The organism is Variovorax sp. CF079, from assembly GCF_900101545.1.
Lineage (GTDB): Bacteria > Pseudomonadota > Gammaproteobacteria > Burkholderiales > Burkholderiaceae_C > Variovorax.
On record NZ_FMZU01000003.1, the window covers coordinates 1 to 14,486 of the forward strand.

Consider the following 14,486-nt stretch of genomic DNA (forward strand, 5'->3'; position numbering starts at 1 on the left):
CCAACAGCCAACCGTTCAAATGGACGGCCACCGCAGATTCCATTCTTGAGAAGTTGCATCGACTTTGCTCACGTATCAGCGGGACAGGACACTAGCGATCTGTGATCAGCGTCGCAGTTGCATCAGACGAGCGCACCCAGTGCGGCGGCATCAAAGCCCTTCAGGTTCTTGTGATCCCCCGATTGAATTTTCGAAACCCAGTGCGGGTCGCCGAGCAATGCACGGCCGACGGCAATCAGGTCGAACTCGTTGCGTTCCATGCGCTCGACCAATCGCTGCACGCTCGCCGCTTTCGATCCCTTGCCGGCAAAGGCGTTCAGGACGTCGCCGTCCAGGCCAACAGAGCCCACGCTGATCGTGGTCGCGCCGGTCAGCTTCTTGGCCCAGCCCGCGCAGTTCAGGCCGTTTTCGCCGTCGAGCTCCGGAAATTCCGGCTCCCAGAAACGCCGCTGCGAGCAATGCAACACGTCCACGCCAGCTTCCACGAGCGGCAGCAGCCAATCCGTCATTTCCTTGGGCGTGGGTGCGAGACGCACGGTCAGGTCCTGCTGCTTCCATTGGCTGACGCGCATGATGATCGGAAAGTCGGGACCCACCGCCTTGCGGGTGGCGGCCACGATCTCGCTGGCGAACCGCGAACGCTCCTTGAGTGTGGCGCCGCCATACCGATCGGTGCGCCTGTTGGTGCCGGACCAGAAGAACTGGTCGATGAGATAGCCGTGTGCACCATGAATTTCCACGGTATGGCCGTCCGCGATGGGAGCGTGGGCGGAACGCTCGCTCCATTGGGTGCGTCAAACTGGATGTTAGGAGAAGGTTGGGTCTTCCTCGCAATCTCTTCCACTGGATTAGAGGATGCCGTGCACGTGTCTCCGAACTGTCGGTTTTCGAGGGCCTTGACTGAGTTCCGCTGCCGCACACGGCCAGAACGCGTTTGTCGAGGCCGGTACTGATCAACAATTGTGCAGAGAGTTCGCATGAAATCAGCGGGGTTGAAGGGAACGGTTTCCATTGAGTTGGTGCACGAAGCCATTCATGCCGCCGCGCTCAGGAACATGGATATCAGCAGTGTCCTCGACATCGCGAAGCTGGACCGCGACCTGCTGAATGCGCCGCGCGCGCGCATATCTGCCGCCGCGTACTCACGAATGTGGGTGGCCTTGGCTGATCTGATGGACGACGAATTCTTCGGCCTCGATAGCCACGGACTACGCCGGGGAAGCTATGCGCTCATGACACGTGCCGCGGTCAACTCGGAAAACCTTGAGCACGCCCTTCGCCGAATCCTCAGGTTCCTGCGAGCCACATTGGACGATTTTCAAGGGGAGTTGGTCCGATCGGCAGATGAGGCGCGCGTGATCCTGCATGACGGTGGTGTGCTGCGCCGGCTATTCGGCTACGGCACCTGGTTCATCCTCGTTCACGGATTGGCATGCTGGCTCGTCCATCGGCGGATCCCTCTGCGCGAGATGCAGTTCCGATGTCCGCCTCCTGGCGATGACAGCCACTATCGCACGCGCTTCTGCGAGAACGTGCACTTCAACGGAGAGACAACGCACATCACGTTCGCAAGCGACCTGCTGGATCTGAAGATCGCAGAGTCGCCAGAGACAGTCGACAGCTTCTTGCGAGCAGCGCCTGCCAACTTGTTGGTCAAGTACCGCAATGACGCGAGCACGAGCGCACAAGTCCGCAACAAGTTGCGCAGCCTGGTGCCGGATGCGTGGCCTGAACTGGAGAAGCTCGCGCAAGAACTCTGTGTGTCCGGCACCACGCTCCAACGCCGGCTGCAACAGGAGGGGCAGAGCTACCAGCGAGTGAAAGACGATCTGCGACGGGACATTGCCATCGATCTCCTATCGAGCGCGTCGTTGACGGTAGCCGAAGTCGCCGCACGGACGGGATTCCAGGAGACAAGCGCTTTCCATCGCGCGTTCAAGAAATGGACAGGCGTCAGCCCAGGAGCCTATAGAACCTCGCCGCATACGCGAGAATAGCCGCAACCAACCTTCTACGCTCGCCAGGAGCATGCCCTAACGCCCCGGCCAGATCGGGGCATTCGGGCATGGGCCTCTGTCGCTTGCAGAACTAACCTCCTCTCGCAGTCGCACACAGCGATGCTTCAAGGCAGGAGACAAAATGCAACAGATCGATGTCCACGCGCTGGCTGGCCAATCGCGGCTCAATGGTTTTCACGGGCTCGTGCTCTTCTGGTGCGTGCTCATACTGATCATCGACGGATATGACCTGGCCGTCGTCGGGGCCGCACTCCCGTCCATCATGAAAGACATGGGGGTGGACGCCACCAGCGCGGGAGTCATGGCGGGCTCGGCGTTGTTCGGAACCATGCTGGGCGCAATCTTCCTCGGCACCCTGGCTGATCGCATCGGCCGCCCGCGCATGATCGCGGTGTGTGTGGCGCTCTTCAGTCTCTTCACTGCACTGGCGGGGCTGACCCGTGACCCCGTCAGCTTCAGCGTAACCCGTTTCATTGCAGGTCTCGGCATTGGCGGTGTACTGCCCATCGTCACTGCGCAGATGGGTGAGTTCGCCCCCCTGAACTTGCGCACGCGCTTGGTGACAATGGTCTTTGCGGGGTACTCCGTCGGTGGCATTCTTGTCGCGCTGACCGCCAAGCAACTCATCGAGAGCCACGGATGGCAGTGGGTGTTCTACGTGGCCGGGTTGCCCGTGCTTCTGATCCCGTTCATCCTGATGACAATGCCGGAATCGTTGTCGTTCCTCATCAAGAAGGGAGACCAGCGGCAACTCGGCATCATCGCAGCCAAGATTGCGCCGGACCAGCGAAGCACGAGCGGCGCGGTCTTTGTCGGATCTTCTGCCGACAAGCTGCGTGGAGCGCCTGTTCGAAGCCTGTTCGAGTCCGGGCGGGGGCTCAGCACCGTAATGATCTGGATGGCCTTCATGACCGGACTGTTCATGGTCTACGCATTGAATTCCTGGCTGACCAAGCTGATGGCGATGGCGGGATATAGCCTGGGTTCAGCCTTGAACTTCGTGATCGTCTTCAACGTCGGTGCCATCGTTGGTGCGATCGGGGGCGGAATGCTGAGCGACAAGTTCAACATCAAGCACGTGCTGATCGCGTTCTATGCGGTCGGGGCGGTATCTCTGATGGCGCTCGCGTACACGAAATCAACCGAACTGCTCTTCCTCGCCGTCTTCGTCGTGGGTGCGTCCACACTCGGAACACAACTGCTGGCCTATGCCTACGCGGGCGACTTCTATTCACCCGCTGTGCGCTCAACGGGGGTCGGTTTCGCTTCCGGTGTTGGCCGAATCGGCGCCATCGTTGCCCCGGTTCTTATCGGCTGGCTCGTTTCCCTGAAGCTTCCGATGGAGCAGAACTTCATGGCAATCGCGCTGGCTGGCGTTGTCGGGGCGCTTGCGGTTTCCTTCGTGAACCAGTCGCGCGCTGATTCAAGCCGCGCCAAGGCCGCTCACGCGCTCGACAGCGAGCCGTCGCAAGTCGCGGTTGTAACCCGTTGACTGCAGCCAGGCGCTGGTGCTGTGCACGATGGAAGTGCGGTGCGCCAGGTTGAACTGCAGTCTTCGTTGAACCACCCAAGAGCTGGCGGCCAACGGTCACGTGTCCTGTGATCGAGCCGGGGCAGGACAGAACGAATCGATTCGAAGCAAGGAATCATGGAATGAACCGTTTGAAGGCGCCGCCGTTGAGTACAGATGCGCTTAGAGAGGCAGTCGATTGGGCGATCGCGACGCGGCGCAGCGTCAGGGCGTATTTGCCCAGACCCGTCCCACAGGAAGAAATCGAATCAATTCTCTCGATGGCCCGCTTCAGTGCTTCCGGCATGAACATGCAACCTTGGCATGTGCATGTCCTGACCGGGGAAGCGAAGGCGCGTCTATCCGCGGCGATTGCAGAGCTTGACGACGATCCCAGCAGATTGCCGGAGCTGTCCGAGCCTTACGACTACTACCCGCGCGAATGGGTCTCTCCGTACCTGGAGCGGCGCCGCAAGGTGGGTTGGGATCTATATGGACTGCTCGGAATTTCCAAGGGTGACAAGCAACGCATGCATGTGCAGCATGGGCGCAACTATCGATTCTTCGATGCGCCCGTGGGCCTTTTCTTTACCGTGGACCGCGAGCTCCAGGAAGGAAGCTTGCTGGACTACGGCATGTTCTTGCAGAGCGTGATGGTTGCTGCGCGAGCCCGTGGTCTTCACACCTGCCCTCAAGCTGCCTTCTTGAAGTTCCACCGACAGATCGCCGATCTGCTGAAATTCCCCCTTGGCCAGATGCTTGTCTGTGGCATGAGCCTGGGCTATGCCGACGAATCCTGCGTTGAAAACACGCTCGTCACCGAGCGAGAGCCGGTTTGCACCTTCACGACGTTCCACGATATCGCAAAGGAGACAAGAGTATGAGCGCGCAATCCTATGAAAGAGGCCTCGATCGCTGCGAGGCGAATCATGTGCCGTTGACGCCCCTTGGCTTCCTTGATCGCGCTGCCATGGCACATCCGGATCGCGTGGCGGTGGTGCACGGGGATCTGACTCGAACGTGGAAGCAAACCCGTGAACGCTGCCATCGCCTTGCATCGGCGCTGGCGCTCCGAGGAATTCGCCCCGGTGACACGGTGTCGGTCCTGGCCCCCAACACCCCCGCCATGCTGGAGTCGCATTTCGGAGTACCCCTGGCAGGCGCAGTGCTCAACGCGATCAATCACCGTCTGGATGCCGAGGGGATCGCGTTCATCCTGCGTCACGGTGAGTGCAAGCTGCTGATGGTAGACCGTGAGTTCTCCGCGGTTGTTGCCGCTGCATTGACGCACCTCGAGCAACCGCCTCGGGTTGTTGACATTAACGATCACCTCGCGCCACCTGGCGAAAGCATCGGCGAGACCGACTATGAGTCGCTGCTGGCGAGCGGCGATCCGGACTTCGCAGGCCGTTGGCCGGACGACGAGTGGCAGCCAATCGCCCTGAACTACACCTCCGGCACGACGGGAGATCCAAAGGGGGTGGTCGCAAGCCACCGCGGCACGTACCTGATGAGCCTGCTGCAAGTCACGAACTGGGCAATGCCGCGGGCGCCAAAGTACCTGTGGACGCTGCCTATGTTCCACGCGAACGGGTGGTGCTTCACCTGGGCCATCGCGGCGGCGGCAGGCACCCATGTCTGCCTGCGCCGCGTTTCCGCCGAAGCGGTGCTGGAGGCGATCGACAAGCACCATGTCGATCATCTGTGCGCGGCGCCGATCGTCATGGCGATGCTGGCAGATTCAGCGCGGCATACCAAGCTGTCTCGCTCTGTGCGTGTGCTGACCGCAGGATCTCCTCCGCCTCTCGCGGTGCTGAATGCCGTCCTGGCCATGGGTTTCGACGTGGAGCACGTCTTCGGCATCACCGAAGTTTGCGGCACGCCGGTAAGCTGCGCATGGCAAGACGGCTGGGATGACTTGCCGCAGGCAGAACAAGGGAAGCTCCGGGTACGCCAGGGCGTTCGAGCGGCCATGTTCGAAGGCCTCATGGTGGGTGACGCGGACACGCTCGCACCCGTCCCACAGGACGGGAGAACCGCGGGTGAGCTGATGCTGCGTGGGAATACGGTGATGATGGGCTACTTCAAGAACGAAGCAGCCACTCGCAAAGCACTCGCAGATGGCTGGTTTCGTACCGGTGACGTGGCGGTCGTCCATGACAACGGATATGCCCAGATCACGGACCGCTCGAAGGACGTGATCATCTCCGGCGGAGAGAACATTTCCTCCGTGGAAGTGGAGGATGTGGTTCACGGGCACCCCGCAGTACTGCATGCCGCAGTGGTCGCTCAGCCCGACGAGAAGTGGGGAGAGGTGCCGTGCGCGTTCATCGAGCTCAAGGCGAATGTTGCGGTTCCCTCCGAGCAAGAGCTCATCGCATTCTGTCGGGAACGCCTGGCCCATTTCAAGTGTCCGCGCCGGGTGATATTCAGCAGCTTGCCAAAGACGGCGACAGGAAAGATTCAAAAATTCCGCTTGCGTCAACTGGCTGGAAGCCAGGAGGCGATCACGAGACTGGCGAGTCATGGCTGAGGTCAGACCCGCTGCCTGCGCCGCGATCGAGCCAGGCTACCGGTTCTCGCGAACCCACACGTTCGACGAAGCACAAGTCAGGAGCTTCGCGCTGGCGGCCGGGGACGAGAACCCGATGCACCACGACTCGGAGTTTGCACGAGGCACGCATTTCGGCGGGTTGATAGCAAGCGGTACGCACACCACGTCGCTCTTGATGGGGCTGACCGCTACCCACTTCGCCCGGCGGGGGACTGTTCTGGGCCTCGGCTTCTCGATCGACCTGCTGAGCCCAGTACTGGCGACCGAGACGGTTCGTATGGAGTGGAGCGTGACTTCGATCGCGGCGCGTTCGCGAGGCGGCTACATCGTCGAGTTGCAGGGCTCAATGAAGGGGCGCGACGACCGGACCCGCGTCCTCGCACATGGCACCGTCTTATTCACACCCGCTCAATGGGTGCATTGCGGCGCATAACAGTAATTCAGGCCGGCAGGTCGAGAGACTGCGACATGCTGCCAGCATCGGTTGCGGATTGGATTCGCTGAGCAACCCGATGGCGATGTCACACCGTAGTTCGTCCCTGATTTTCTGGTAAGCCGTGCCTTCGTTCTGCAGGCGTCGTTGCATGGTCGTGGCAGGCAGTTTCAGATCGCGCGCCAGTGCGTCCACTTCTGGTCAGTTAACTCGGCCGTTGCAGGCCGATCGAGATGGTTCCCTTCGGACCAAAATTCGCCATAGCTGCAGTGGGTCTCGTTATCGGGCAAGCCCTTCTGTTGAATCGTAGCTTGCTCAGGTGTCCGATTGCCTCAAGGATTTTGAGGCGCAAGGACATCGCGTTCCTGAATGCAAGACCCTAGACTGCCTTTGAAGAACGGTTGCGCCCGTGTGCACCCTGAAACCTGAGGAGCATGCATTGAGAATCGAAGCAAATGTATTCATCGTCACCGGCGGCGCATCGGGCCTGGGCGAAGGCACCGCGCGGATGCTCGCCGCCGCCGGCGGCAAGGTCGTGATCGCCGACATGCAGGCGGACAAGGGCGAAGCGGTCGCCAAGGACATCGGCGGCATCTTCGTCAAATGCGACGTGAGCCAGGAGGCCGACGGCCAGGCCGCGGTGGCCGCCGCGCAGAAGCTAGGCAAGCTGGTCGGCCTGGTCAACTGCGCCGGCATCGCGCCCGCCGAGAAGACCGTGGGCAAGAACGGCCCGCACGCGCTGGCCGTGTTCAGCAAGACCGTCACCGTCAATCTGGTCGGCAGCTTCAACATGATCCGCCTCGCGGCCGACGCCATGAGCAGGAACGAGCCGGAAGCCACCGGGGAGCGCGGCGTGCTGATCTCCACCGCCTCGGTGGCAGCCTACGATGGCCAGATCGGCCAGGCCGCCTACAGCGCCTCGAAGGGCGGCGTGGTCGGCATGACGCTGCCGATCGCGCGCGACCTGGCGCGCAACGGCATCCGCAACATGACGATCGCGCCCGGCATCTTCGGCACGCCGATGCTGTTCGGCATGCCCCAGGAAGTCCAGGACGCGCTGGCCGCCAGCGTGCCCTTCCCCTCGCGCCTGGGCACGCCCGAGGACTACGCGAAGCTGGCGAAGCACATCATCGAGAACGACATGCTCAACGGCGAGGTGATCCGGCTCGACGGTGCGATCAGGCTGCCGCCGAAATAGACCAGAGCTCGACATCCACGAAGGAGCAACTCATGTCCGAATCCATCGTCATCGTCGGCGCTGCCCGCACCCCTATGGGCGGCTTCCAGGGCGACTTCTCTTCCCTGGCTGCGCACGACCTGGGCGGCGTGGTCATCAAGGCGGCCGTCGAGCGTGCGGGCATTGCGCCCGACACGGTTGGCGAGGTGCTGTTCGGCAACTGCCTGATGGCCGGCCAGGGCCAGGCGCCGGCGCGCCAGGCGGCCTACAAGGGCGGCCTGCCCGACAGCGCAGGCGCCGTCACGCTCAGCAAGATGTGCGGCTCGGCCATGAAGGCCGCGATGCTGGCGCACGACCTGCTGCTGGCCGGCACGCACGAGGTGATGGTGGCCGGCGGCATGGAGAGCATGACGAACGCGCCCTACCTGATGCTCAAGGGCCGCGGCGGCTACCGCATGGGCCACGACCGCATCTTCGACCACATGATGCTCGACGGCCTCGAAGACGCCTACCAGCCCGGCCGTTCCATGGGCACCTTCGGCGAGGACTGCGCGGCCAAGTACAAGTTCACGCGGGAGCAGCAGGACGCCTTCGCGATCGCCAGCGTGGAGCGCGCCAAGGCCGCCACCACCTCGGGCGCCTTCAAGGCCGAGATCGCGCCGGTCACGGTCAAGGGTCGCGGCGGCGACACCGTGATCGAGATCGACGAGGGCCCGGGCAAGGTCAAGCTCGACAAGATCCCCAGCCTCAAGCCGGCTTTCAAGAAGGAGGGCGGCACCATCACCGCCGCCTCCAGCTCCTCCATCAACGACGGCGCCGCGGCGCTGGTGATGATGACCGAGAGCAGCGCGAAGAAGCTGGGGGCCAAGCCCATCGCGCGCATCCTCGGCCACGCCACCCACGCGCAGCAGCCCGAGTGGTTCTCGACCGCGCCGGTGGGGGCGGTGGCCAAGCTCTTCAAGAAGACCGGCTGGGGCGTGAAGGACGTGGACCTGTGGGAGGTCAACGAGGCCTTCGCGGTGGTGCCGATGGCGCTGATGCACGAGCTCGACGTGCCGCATGCCGCGGTCAACGTGCACGGCGGCGCCTGCGCCCTGGGCCATCCGATCGGCGCCAGCGGCGCGCGCATCATGGTCACGCTCATCCACGCGCTGCAGCAGAAGGGCAAGAAGCGCGGCGTCGCCACGCTGTGCATCGGCGGCGGCGAGGGCACGGCGGTCGCGATCGAACTGGTCTGAATCCATGCTGCTCACCCCCGGACCAGGAAGCGATCCGCGACGCAGTGCGCGCCTTTGCCCAAGCCGAGCTCTGGCCGAATGCGCCGCGGTACCAACCACGGGCACATGGGGATAGTTCGTTTGCACTCGACGCGCAGTTCCTCGACGAGCGACGCTCGCGCCGGCCTATGTCGGCGCGCTGGCCAAGTCCTTCGGCCTGGAGATGCGGCGGGTGACCGATCCGGAGACGGTTCGCAAGGTCTGCCTGTATCGCTCGGCATTGCGCGTTCCGTCTCCTGCGGCCGAAGGCCTCGGTGCGTTCCTGTCCCCTTGGCTGATCAGGTGGCATGCGTCGGAGGTGCGCAGGCTTTCGGCGGGGCGTCGCGTCGTTTCACGCAAGGGATGGTGCTGTCCATCGAGTCACCTCCGTTCGGAGACTGCGTGACAGCGTATCAGCTACGCGGGCGACCCACTCCAAATCCTGAAGGACTTTTTTTTCAATGGTCGCCCGAAGGCCGCAGCCAGTTCTCGATCACGAGGCCCGGGACACGCGCGAAGTGCCGGGTGTTGTCCGTGACCACCACGGCGCCGAGCGCGAGCGCATGCGCTGCGATCATTTCGTCGAAGTCGCCGATGGGTGTGCCGCGCGCCTTCAGGTCGGCGCGCAGCGCGCCGTGCCGGTGTGCCGCCTTGGCGTCCCAGGGCAGGATCGGCACGATGCGCAGGAACTCGTCCACCAGGCGGTGCAGACGCACCGCCTCGGGCCGTCTGGCCACGCCGTAGCGGATTTCGGAACAGGTCACGGCTGAGATGCACCACTGGCCGGGCGGCACTGCCTGCAGGCGGGCATCGAAGGCGGGATGCCCGCGCAGCGCCTCGCTCGCCGCGTTGGTGTCGAGCATGGAGAGGGTCATTCCTTCCAGTCCGCGAAGGGGTCGCGCTGTTGCTCGCCTTGCTCGCGATCGGCCAGGAACTCCTCCGGTACCGGGCCGAGTTGCTCGCGCAGCTGCATGAACGCCTGCCAGTCCACGGGCGAGCGCTTGGACAGAATGATGTCGCCGGTGTTCTCGTCGCGGCGGATATAGACCTCGCTGGTGCCTTCGAAGCGGAACTCGGCGGGCAGGCGCACGGCCTGGCTGCCGCCGGTGGCGAAGAGTTTGGCGGTGGGTTGCTGCATGGTGGGCTCCCAGGTGGTTTTCAGCGGAGGGCACATGTAGATATTAATGTATCTACGTCACCATATCCTGTCAAGCGACCGATCTGTGACAGACTTCACTGCGTTTGGGAGGCACGGCGGGAGGCGGTCATAGGCACGCCGGCGATCTTTATGGTTTCGCGGGCCGTTCATCCTCGTCGAGCATCCGGCTGACCTTGCTCCCGAGCGCGCTTTCCGCCCTGAAATACCCCACCACCGTCGCCACGCTCTGATGCCCCGTCATGGCCATGGTCTCGGGCAGCGGCATGTTCTGTTTGCCCGCCTCGGTGACGAAGCCGGCCCGGAGCGAATGCGCGCTGAATCGGCCTTCGATGCCCGCCAGCGCGCAGCGCTCCTTGACGATGTCGCGCACGGCCGCGGGGGCGAGGGGCTCGCCCAGGTGTCCGCCCTTGCGGATGCGCCGGAAGATCGGTCCCTCCTGGACGCCGTGCGCCTGGAGCACCGCGGTCAGGCCCGCGCCTGTGGAGGAAGAGCCGTGGTAGCCGCGCTCCAGCGCGATGACCTGCTTCTTGGTCGGCTTGCCGATGGCGTTGTAGTACTGCACGATGAAGCGCACCGCGGCATCGACCTGTTCCATCTCTACGGCGACTTCCCCGACGGCGTGAAGGTGCGGAACGGCCATGTCACGCTGCCGCCGCTGCCGGGTATCGGCTTCGAGGGCAAGGCCGATCTCATCTCCGAAACGCGGGCGCTGGCGAGCTAGCGGACGGTAGGCTCGGGGCGCGAGGAGCTTCGGCCTGACGACGCGTCGGACGCCCTCACGAGGGCATCGACCGAACCTCTCGCCCTGGCCCGTTCACGGCCGCCCTGACCGCGCCCAGCACGGTGCGCTGTAGCTCCACGGGCAGGTCCGGGCGGTGGCAGAGCGAATAGGCCAGGCTCGGCGCCTCGTCCTCGAGCGCCACGAAACGGATGTCCGGGCGCGCGATGCAACGCAGCGATTCCACGACCAGCTCGGCAGGCTGGAGAGCAGGAAACGGCCTACCATCCGCTCGTGCGATCGGGTCATTCAGTTGCATCCCTCCACCCGCTTGTCGGAGCGACACGACGCGGACGTTACGGCCATGGCGCCCCGCGAGAGGCGCTCGAACGAAGCGACCTCCGGCGACGTGGTGCCGGCAGCGCACTGAGCGGGGGATCGCACGATCGATCCTCGAGAACCAAGCGAATCAGTAAATGGACAACCCGAAGTCGTCGATGGAGGCCGAATGACGGCCGCTTCGCCCAGGGCGCCGGTGGCAGGCCGCCGCGAACTCGTTTTGGTGATGCTTCGCGGCGGCCTCGTGCCGCTGCTTTTGGTCGACCTCGTGTTCTGTACCCTCCACGTCGCTCGCTGGCTGGAGGTCCTGGAAAGCGACCTGCTGCTGCTCAACGTCGATCGTGGCGCTGCGGAGTGGTGGCAATACCTGAAGGCGAGCGCTGTTGCCGTTGCGCTGGCGATCATGTCCGCGCGTTCCCGCCAGCCTGTCTACGCCGCGTGGGCGCTGGTGTTCGCGTACGCGCTACTCGACGACTCCTTGATGATTCATGAACGCGGCGGCTTCAGGCTTGCCCATTTCCTCGGCTTCGTAGGTGCCATCGGGCTGCGCGGGCAGGACTTCGGCGAACTAATGGTTTCGGCGTTTTTCGGCGTGCCGTTGATTGCGCTGTGCTGGTGGGCGCATCGCCGCAGCAAACCGCTTGCGCAATCGCATTCCCTTCAGTTGCTGTGGATGTTCGCCGTGCTGTTGTTCTTCGGTGTCGTTGTCGACATGGGTCATGTCGCGCTGGTTTCCGCTGGCATCGGATTTCGCGGCATGAACGTGATCGAAGACGGAGGAGAGCTGTTTGCAATGAGCCTCGCCACCGCGTACGGCATCGGGCTGCTGCGCCAGTGGGGTAGCTCAATGGCAGAGCGGCAAGGTCGCACAACCAGTACCGCCACTGCCAAGGGCTCAACCTCAGCGTCTACCAGGGTTATGAACTACGATCCATTTGACGGCCGCAGCCGCCGACTGTTGGACCCGATTGATCCGCCACCTGACACCCATCCAGTGGCGGTGACTCCTGCAGTTGCACGGCAAATCATTGACTCGTTTGTCAAGAGGGGCGGATCCGCTCACTCGGCCGCTGGAGCCACAGTGTGGGTTGTCCTTGCCTGGTGCAAGAAGCAAGGCGTCGCGTACCAATTGATACGGCATTCGACGGGTGAACTCAGCGGCTTCTACATCGAAAAGCTGCGATAGCGTCGTCTCCAGTGGCACTCTCAGCAATGAACAACAAGACCCGCGGCTCGATCGAGATGACCGCCGCCATGGTGATCTCGGGAACCATCGGATGGTTCGTCGTGCGCTCGGGTCGCTGCACCACATCACGCCCCAGCTGCTGCACGACAGCTTCATGCAATTGAAGCGCAATGCGGCAGCCGGCGTCGATGGGGTGAGGTGGCGCGAGTACGAGGAAGGACTCGACGAGCGGATCGGCAAATTGTGGGATGCGGTGCATTCTGGCCGCTACCGGGCGTTGCCCTCCCGCAGGGTGTACATCCCCAAGGCGGACGGCAAGCAGCGCCCGCTGGGCATCGCGGCGCTGGAGGACAAGATCGTCCAGCAGGCTGTGGTGACGGTGCTCACGCCGATCTATGAAGCGAACTTCCTCGGCTTCTCGTATGGCTTCCGGCCAGGGCGCAACCAGCATCAAGCGCTGGACGCCGTGGTGGTGGGCATGCAGACGAAGCGCGTGAACTGGGTGCTCGACGCTGACATCAAGGCATTCTTCGACACCGTCGATCACGCCTGGATGATGCGATTCCTCGAGCACCGGATCGGCGACACGAGAGTCTTGCGATTGATCCGCAAGTGGCTGACGGCCGGCGTTGTCGAAAACGGGAACAGGACCGACGTGCGGGTGGGTACCCCGCAAGGGGCAGTGATCTCGCCGCTATTGGCGAACATTTACCTGCACTACGTCTTCGACCTGTGGCACATCGCTGGCGAGGCCGCCATGCAAGAGGGGACGTGATGATCGTTCGGTACGCCGACGACAGCGTACTCGGGTTTGAGAGCAAGAGCGACGTTGACCGATTCATTGAGGACATGAAGGTGCGGTTCGCCCAGTTCGGGCTGACGCTGAACGAGGACAAGACGCGTGTGCTGCAGTTCGGCCGCTTCGCGGCTCAGGCGCGCGCCAAGCAAGGGCTTGCAAAGCCGCCGACGTTCGACTTCCTCGGGTTCACCCACATCTGTGGGAAGTCCCGGTCGAACGGCTGGTTCCAACTGAAGCGGCTGACCTCGGCGAAGCGAATGCGTGCCCGCCTCAAGGCAATTCGAGAGGCGCTGATGCGCCGTATGCACGAACCGATCCCCGTGGTCGGTCGCTGGCTGCGGCGCGTGGTCCAGGGCTACTTCAACTACCACGCCGTACCGGGCAACGTTGACCGCTTGGATGCGTTCCGCAAGGACGTGTCTCGGGCGTGGCTACATGCGCTACGACGGCGAGGGCAGCGTGGACGAATGCCCTGGGCCCGGTTCGGGCGTCTGGTCGAGCGCTACCTACCGCGGGCTCGGGTGCTCCACCCATATCCGCATGAACGCTTTGCGTCATGACTCAAGGCAGGAGCCGTATGCGGTAGTGCCGCACGTACGGATCTGTGCGGGGGGCGGGGAGTAATCCCCGTCCCTACCGCGACGCCTGTGCCGTCTTCGAGTATTGCTATCCCTTGCCGTGTGACGACGGGCTGCTGGCGCCGGCGAGCCGCGCGATCTGAAAAACACTGTCTGGCGAGACCTGGACATAGTCATTCAGTCCGCCGGACCGCATGATCGGATAGGCTTCGGCTGTCTGATATACGCCGTCTTTGAGGAGTGCCTTGTCGATGTATACGGCCACCACCTCGCCCAATACGAGCCAGCCACTGACCTTTTCGCCATCGGTGTTCCGGAACTGCACGATGTCGATCACCTTGCATTCCATGGCTGCGCGGCTTTCGCCCACCCGCGGGACGTTGACCATGCGACCCGGCACGGCCGTGAGGCCGGCGAGCGGAAACTCGTCCTCGCCGTGCGGAAGCGGTGCTGAGGTCTGGTTCATCTGATCACCCAGCTCGCGGGTGACCAGGTTCCAGGTGAACTCCCGCGTTTCCGACGCGTTTTGAACGCTGTCTTTCCAGGCGATCGAAGAAAACCCGATGATCGGTGGGTCGTAGTTGAACGCGTTGAAGAAACTGTAGGGCGCGAGATTGACCCGCCCCTGCGCGTCGCGCGACGAGATCCAGCCGATGGGCCGCGGGGCCACCAGCGCATTGAGCGGGTTGTGGCTCAACCCATGGCCCTTGGCGGGCTCGTAGTAGTGAAAGTCTCGAACTGTCATCGTATGGGCCTGCT

The 14,486-nt window shown here is 63.3% G+C and carries 15 protein-coding genes and 2 pseudogenes; 11 read left to right on the top strand and 6 right to left on the bottom strand.

The features are described from left to right. Nucleotides 1–122 precede the first annotated feature (122 nt). Nucleotides 123–740, bottom strand: a complete 618-nt coding sequence (locus BLS74_RS04430) for an oxidoreductase (protein ID WP_244503753.1) — start codon at nt 738–740, stop codon at nt 123–125. Nucleotides 741–977: 237 nt separating this feature from the next. Here BLS74_RS04430 and BLS74_RS04435 point away from each other — a divergent pair, with 237 nt between their 5' ends. From BLS74_RS04435 to BLS74_RS04465, 7 genes are all read left to right on the top strand, one after another. Further along, nucleotides 978–1,997, top strand: a complete 1,020-nt coding sequence (locus BLS74_RS04435) for an AraC family transcriptional regulator (protein WP_093103289.1) — start codon at nt 978–980, stop codon at nt 1,995–1,997. 142 nt (nt 1,998–2,139) lie between these two features. Then, the gene (locus BLS74_RS04440) at nt 2,140–3,510 is read left to right on the top strand and encodes an MFS transporter (RefSeq protein ID WP_093103291.1); all 1,371 of its coding nucleotides are present in this window, start codon (nt 2,140–2,142) and stop codon (nt 3,508–3,510) included. 161 nt (nt 3,511–3,671) lie between these two features. Continuing rightward, nucleotides 3,672–4,412 carry a nitroreductase gene (locus BLS74_RS04445; RefSeq protein WP_093103292.1) on the top strand — a complete coding sequence of 247 codons (741 nt, stop codon included), beginning with the start codon at nt 3,672–3,674 and terminating at the stop codon, nt 4,410–4,412. Further along, a complete protein-coding gene (locus tag BLS74_RS04450; RefSeq protein ID WP_093103294.1) occupies nt 4,409–6,061 on the top strand; it encodes an AMP-binding protein in 1,653 nt (550 codons plus the stop codon). The genes BLS74_RS04445 and BLS74_RS04450 overlap by 4 nt, the downstream gene beginning before the upstream one ends. Beyond that, entirely contained in the window at nt 6,054–6,515 is a 462-nt protein-coding gene (locus BLS74_RS04455; RefSeq protein WP_093103296.1) for a MaoC family dehydratase, read from the top strand. Before BLS74_RS04450 ends, BLS74_RS04455 begins: the two co-directional genes overlap by 8 nt. Before the next feature lie 439 nt (nt 6,516–6,954). Continuing rightward, complete coding sequence (locus BLS74_RS04460; protein WP_093103298.1) at nt 6,955–7,713, top strand: 3-hydroxyacyl-CoA dehydrogenase; 759 nt, start codon at nt 6,955–6,957, stop codon at nt 7,711–7,713. Between the two features lie 32 nt (nt 7,714–7,745). Then, nucleotides 7,746–8,930 carry an acetyl-CoA C-acyltransferase gene (locus BLS74_RS04465; RefSeq protein WP_093103299.1) on the top strand — a complete coding sequence of 395 codons (1,185 nt, stop codon included), beginning with the start codon at nt 7,746–7,748 and terminating at the stop codon, nt 8,928–8,930. A gap of 476 nt (nt 8,931–9,406) precedes the next feature. Here BLS74_RS04465 and BLS74_RS04475 read toward each other — a convergent pair whose 3' ends face one another. The 3 genes and pseudogenes from BLS74_RS04475 to BLS74_RS34980 form a co-directional block, all read right to left on the bottom strand. Continuing rightward, on the bottom strand, nt 9,407–9,823 hold the full coding sequence (locus BLS74_RS04475; RefSeq protein WP_093103303.1) for a type II toxin-antitoxin system VapC family toxin: 417 nt from the start codon (nt 9,821–9,823) through the stop codon (nt 9,407–9,409). Continuing rightward, a complete protein-coding gene (locus tag BLS74_RS04480; RefSeq protein ID WP_093103692.1) occupies nt 9,820–10,086 on the bottom strand; it encodes an antitoxin in 267 nt (88 codons plus the stop codon). The genes BLS74_RS04475 and BLS74_RS04480 overlap by 4 nt, the downstream gene beginning before the upstream one ends. A gap of 148 nt (nt 10,087–10,234) precedes the next feature. Continuing rightward, nucleotides 10,235–10,552, bottom strand: a pseudogene (locus tag BLS74_RS34980) (tyrosine-type recombinase/integrase); the annotation flags it as partial. A gap of 90 nt (nt 10,553–10,642) precedes the next feature. Here BLS74_RS34980 and BLS74_RS34985 point away from each other — a divergent pair. Further along, nucleotides 10,643–10,828: pseudogene (locus BLS74_RS34985) on the top strand (hypothetical protein); the annotation flags it as partial. 55 nt (nt 10,829–10,883) lie between these two features. Here the strand turns inward: BLS74_RS34985 and BLS74_RS34990 are convergent. Continuing rightward, nucleotides 10,884–11,144 (bottom strand): type 2 periplasmic-binding domain-containing protein, encoded by a 261-nt coding sequence (locus BLS74_RS34990; protein ID WP_093103307.1) that lies wholly within the window; start codon nt 11,142–11,144, stop codon nt 10,884–10,886. 189 nt (nt 11,145–11,333) lie between these two features. Between BLS74_RS34990 and BLS74_RS04495 the strand changes: the two genes are divergently transcribed. The 3 genes from BLS74_RS04495 (at nt 11,334) to BLS74_RS35510 (ending at nt 13,709) form a co-directional block, all read left to right on the top strand. Next, nucleotides 11,334–12,350, top strand: a complete 1,017-nt coding sequence (locus BLS74_RS04495; RefSeq protein WP_093103309.1) for a hypothetical protein — start codon at nt 11,334–11,336, stop codon at nt 12,348–12,350. 91 nt (nt 12,351–12,441) lie between these two features. Continuing rightward, a complete protein-coding gene (locus tag BLS74_RS35505) occupies nt 12,442–13,125 on the top strand; it encodes a reverse transcriptase domain-containing protein (protein ID WP_280142603.1) in 684 nt (227 codons plus the stop codon). Beyond that, entirely contained in the window at nt 13,125–13,709 is a 585-nt protein-coding gene (locus BLS74_RS35510) for a reverse transcriptase domain-containing protein (protein ID WP_280142604.1), read from the top strand. Before BLS74_RS35505 ends, BLS74_RS35510 begins: the two co-directional genes overlap by 1 nt. 106 nt (nt 13,710–13,815) lie before the next feature. Here the strand turns inward: BLS74_RS35510 and BLS74_RS04505 are convergent, their stop codons facing one another. After that, nucleotides 13,816–14,472, bottom strand: a complete 657-nt coding sequence (locus BLS74_RS04505) for a flavin reductase family protein (protein WP_093103311.1) — start codon at nt 14,470–14,472, stop codon at nt 13,816–13,818. Nucleotides 14,473–14,486 lie beyond the last annotated feature (14 nt).

Coding starts and splice junctions, on each gene's coding strand:
- BLS74_RS04505 (WP_093103311.1), bottom strand. CDS start 14,472: ATGACAGTTCGAGACTTTCACTACTACGAGCCCGCCAAGGGCCATGGG.
- BLS74_RS04455 (WP_093103296.1), top strand. CDS start 6,054: ATGGCTGAGGTCAGACCCGCTGCCTGCGCCGCGATCGAGCCAGGCTAC.
- BLS74_RS04435 (WP_093103289.1), top strand. CDS start 978: ATGAAATCAGCGGGGTTGAAGGGAACGGTTTCCATTGAGTTGGTGCAC.
- BLS74_RS04495 (WP_093103309.1), top strand. CDS start 11,334: ATGACGGCCGCTTCGCCCAGGGCGCCGGTGGCAGGCCGCCGCGAACTC.
- BLS74_RS35505 (WP_280142603.1), top strand. CDS start 12,442: ATGGTTCGTCGTGCGCTCGGGTCGCTGCACCACATCACGCCCCAGCTG.
- BLS74_RS04440 (WP_093103291.1), top strand. CDS start 2,140: ATGCAACAGATCGATGTCCACGCGCTGGCTGGCCAATCGCGGCTCAAT.
- BLS74_RS04445 (WP_093103292.1), top strand. CDS start 3,672: ATGAACCGTTTGAAGGCGCCGCCGTTGAGTACAGATGCGCTTAGAGAG.
- BLS74_RS04475 (WP_093103303.1), bottom strand. CDS start 9,823: ATGACCCTCTCCATGCTCGACACCAACGCGGCGAGCGAGGCGCTGCGC.
- BLS74_RS04480 (WP_093103692.1), bottom strand. CDS start 10,086: ATGCAGCAACCCACCGCCAAACTCTTCGCCACCGGCGGCAGCCAGGCC.
- BLS74_RS34990 (WP_093103307.1), bottom strand. CDS start 11,144: ATGCAACTGAATGACCCGATCGCACGAGCGGATGGTAGGCCGTTTCCT.
- BLS74_RS04465 (WP_093103299.1), top strand. CDS start 7,746: ATGTCCGAATCCATCGTCATCGTCGGCGCTGCCCGCACCCCTATGGGC.
- BLS74_RS04450 (WP_093103294.1), top strand. CDS start 4,409: ATGAGCGCGCAATCCTATGAAAGAGGCCTCGATCGCTGCGAGGCGAAT.
- BLS74_RS35510 (WP_280142604.1), top strand. CDS start 13,125: ATGATCGTTCGGTACGCCGACGACAGCGTACTCGGGTTTGAGAGCAAG.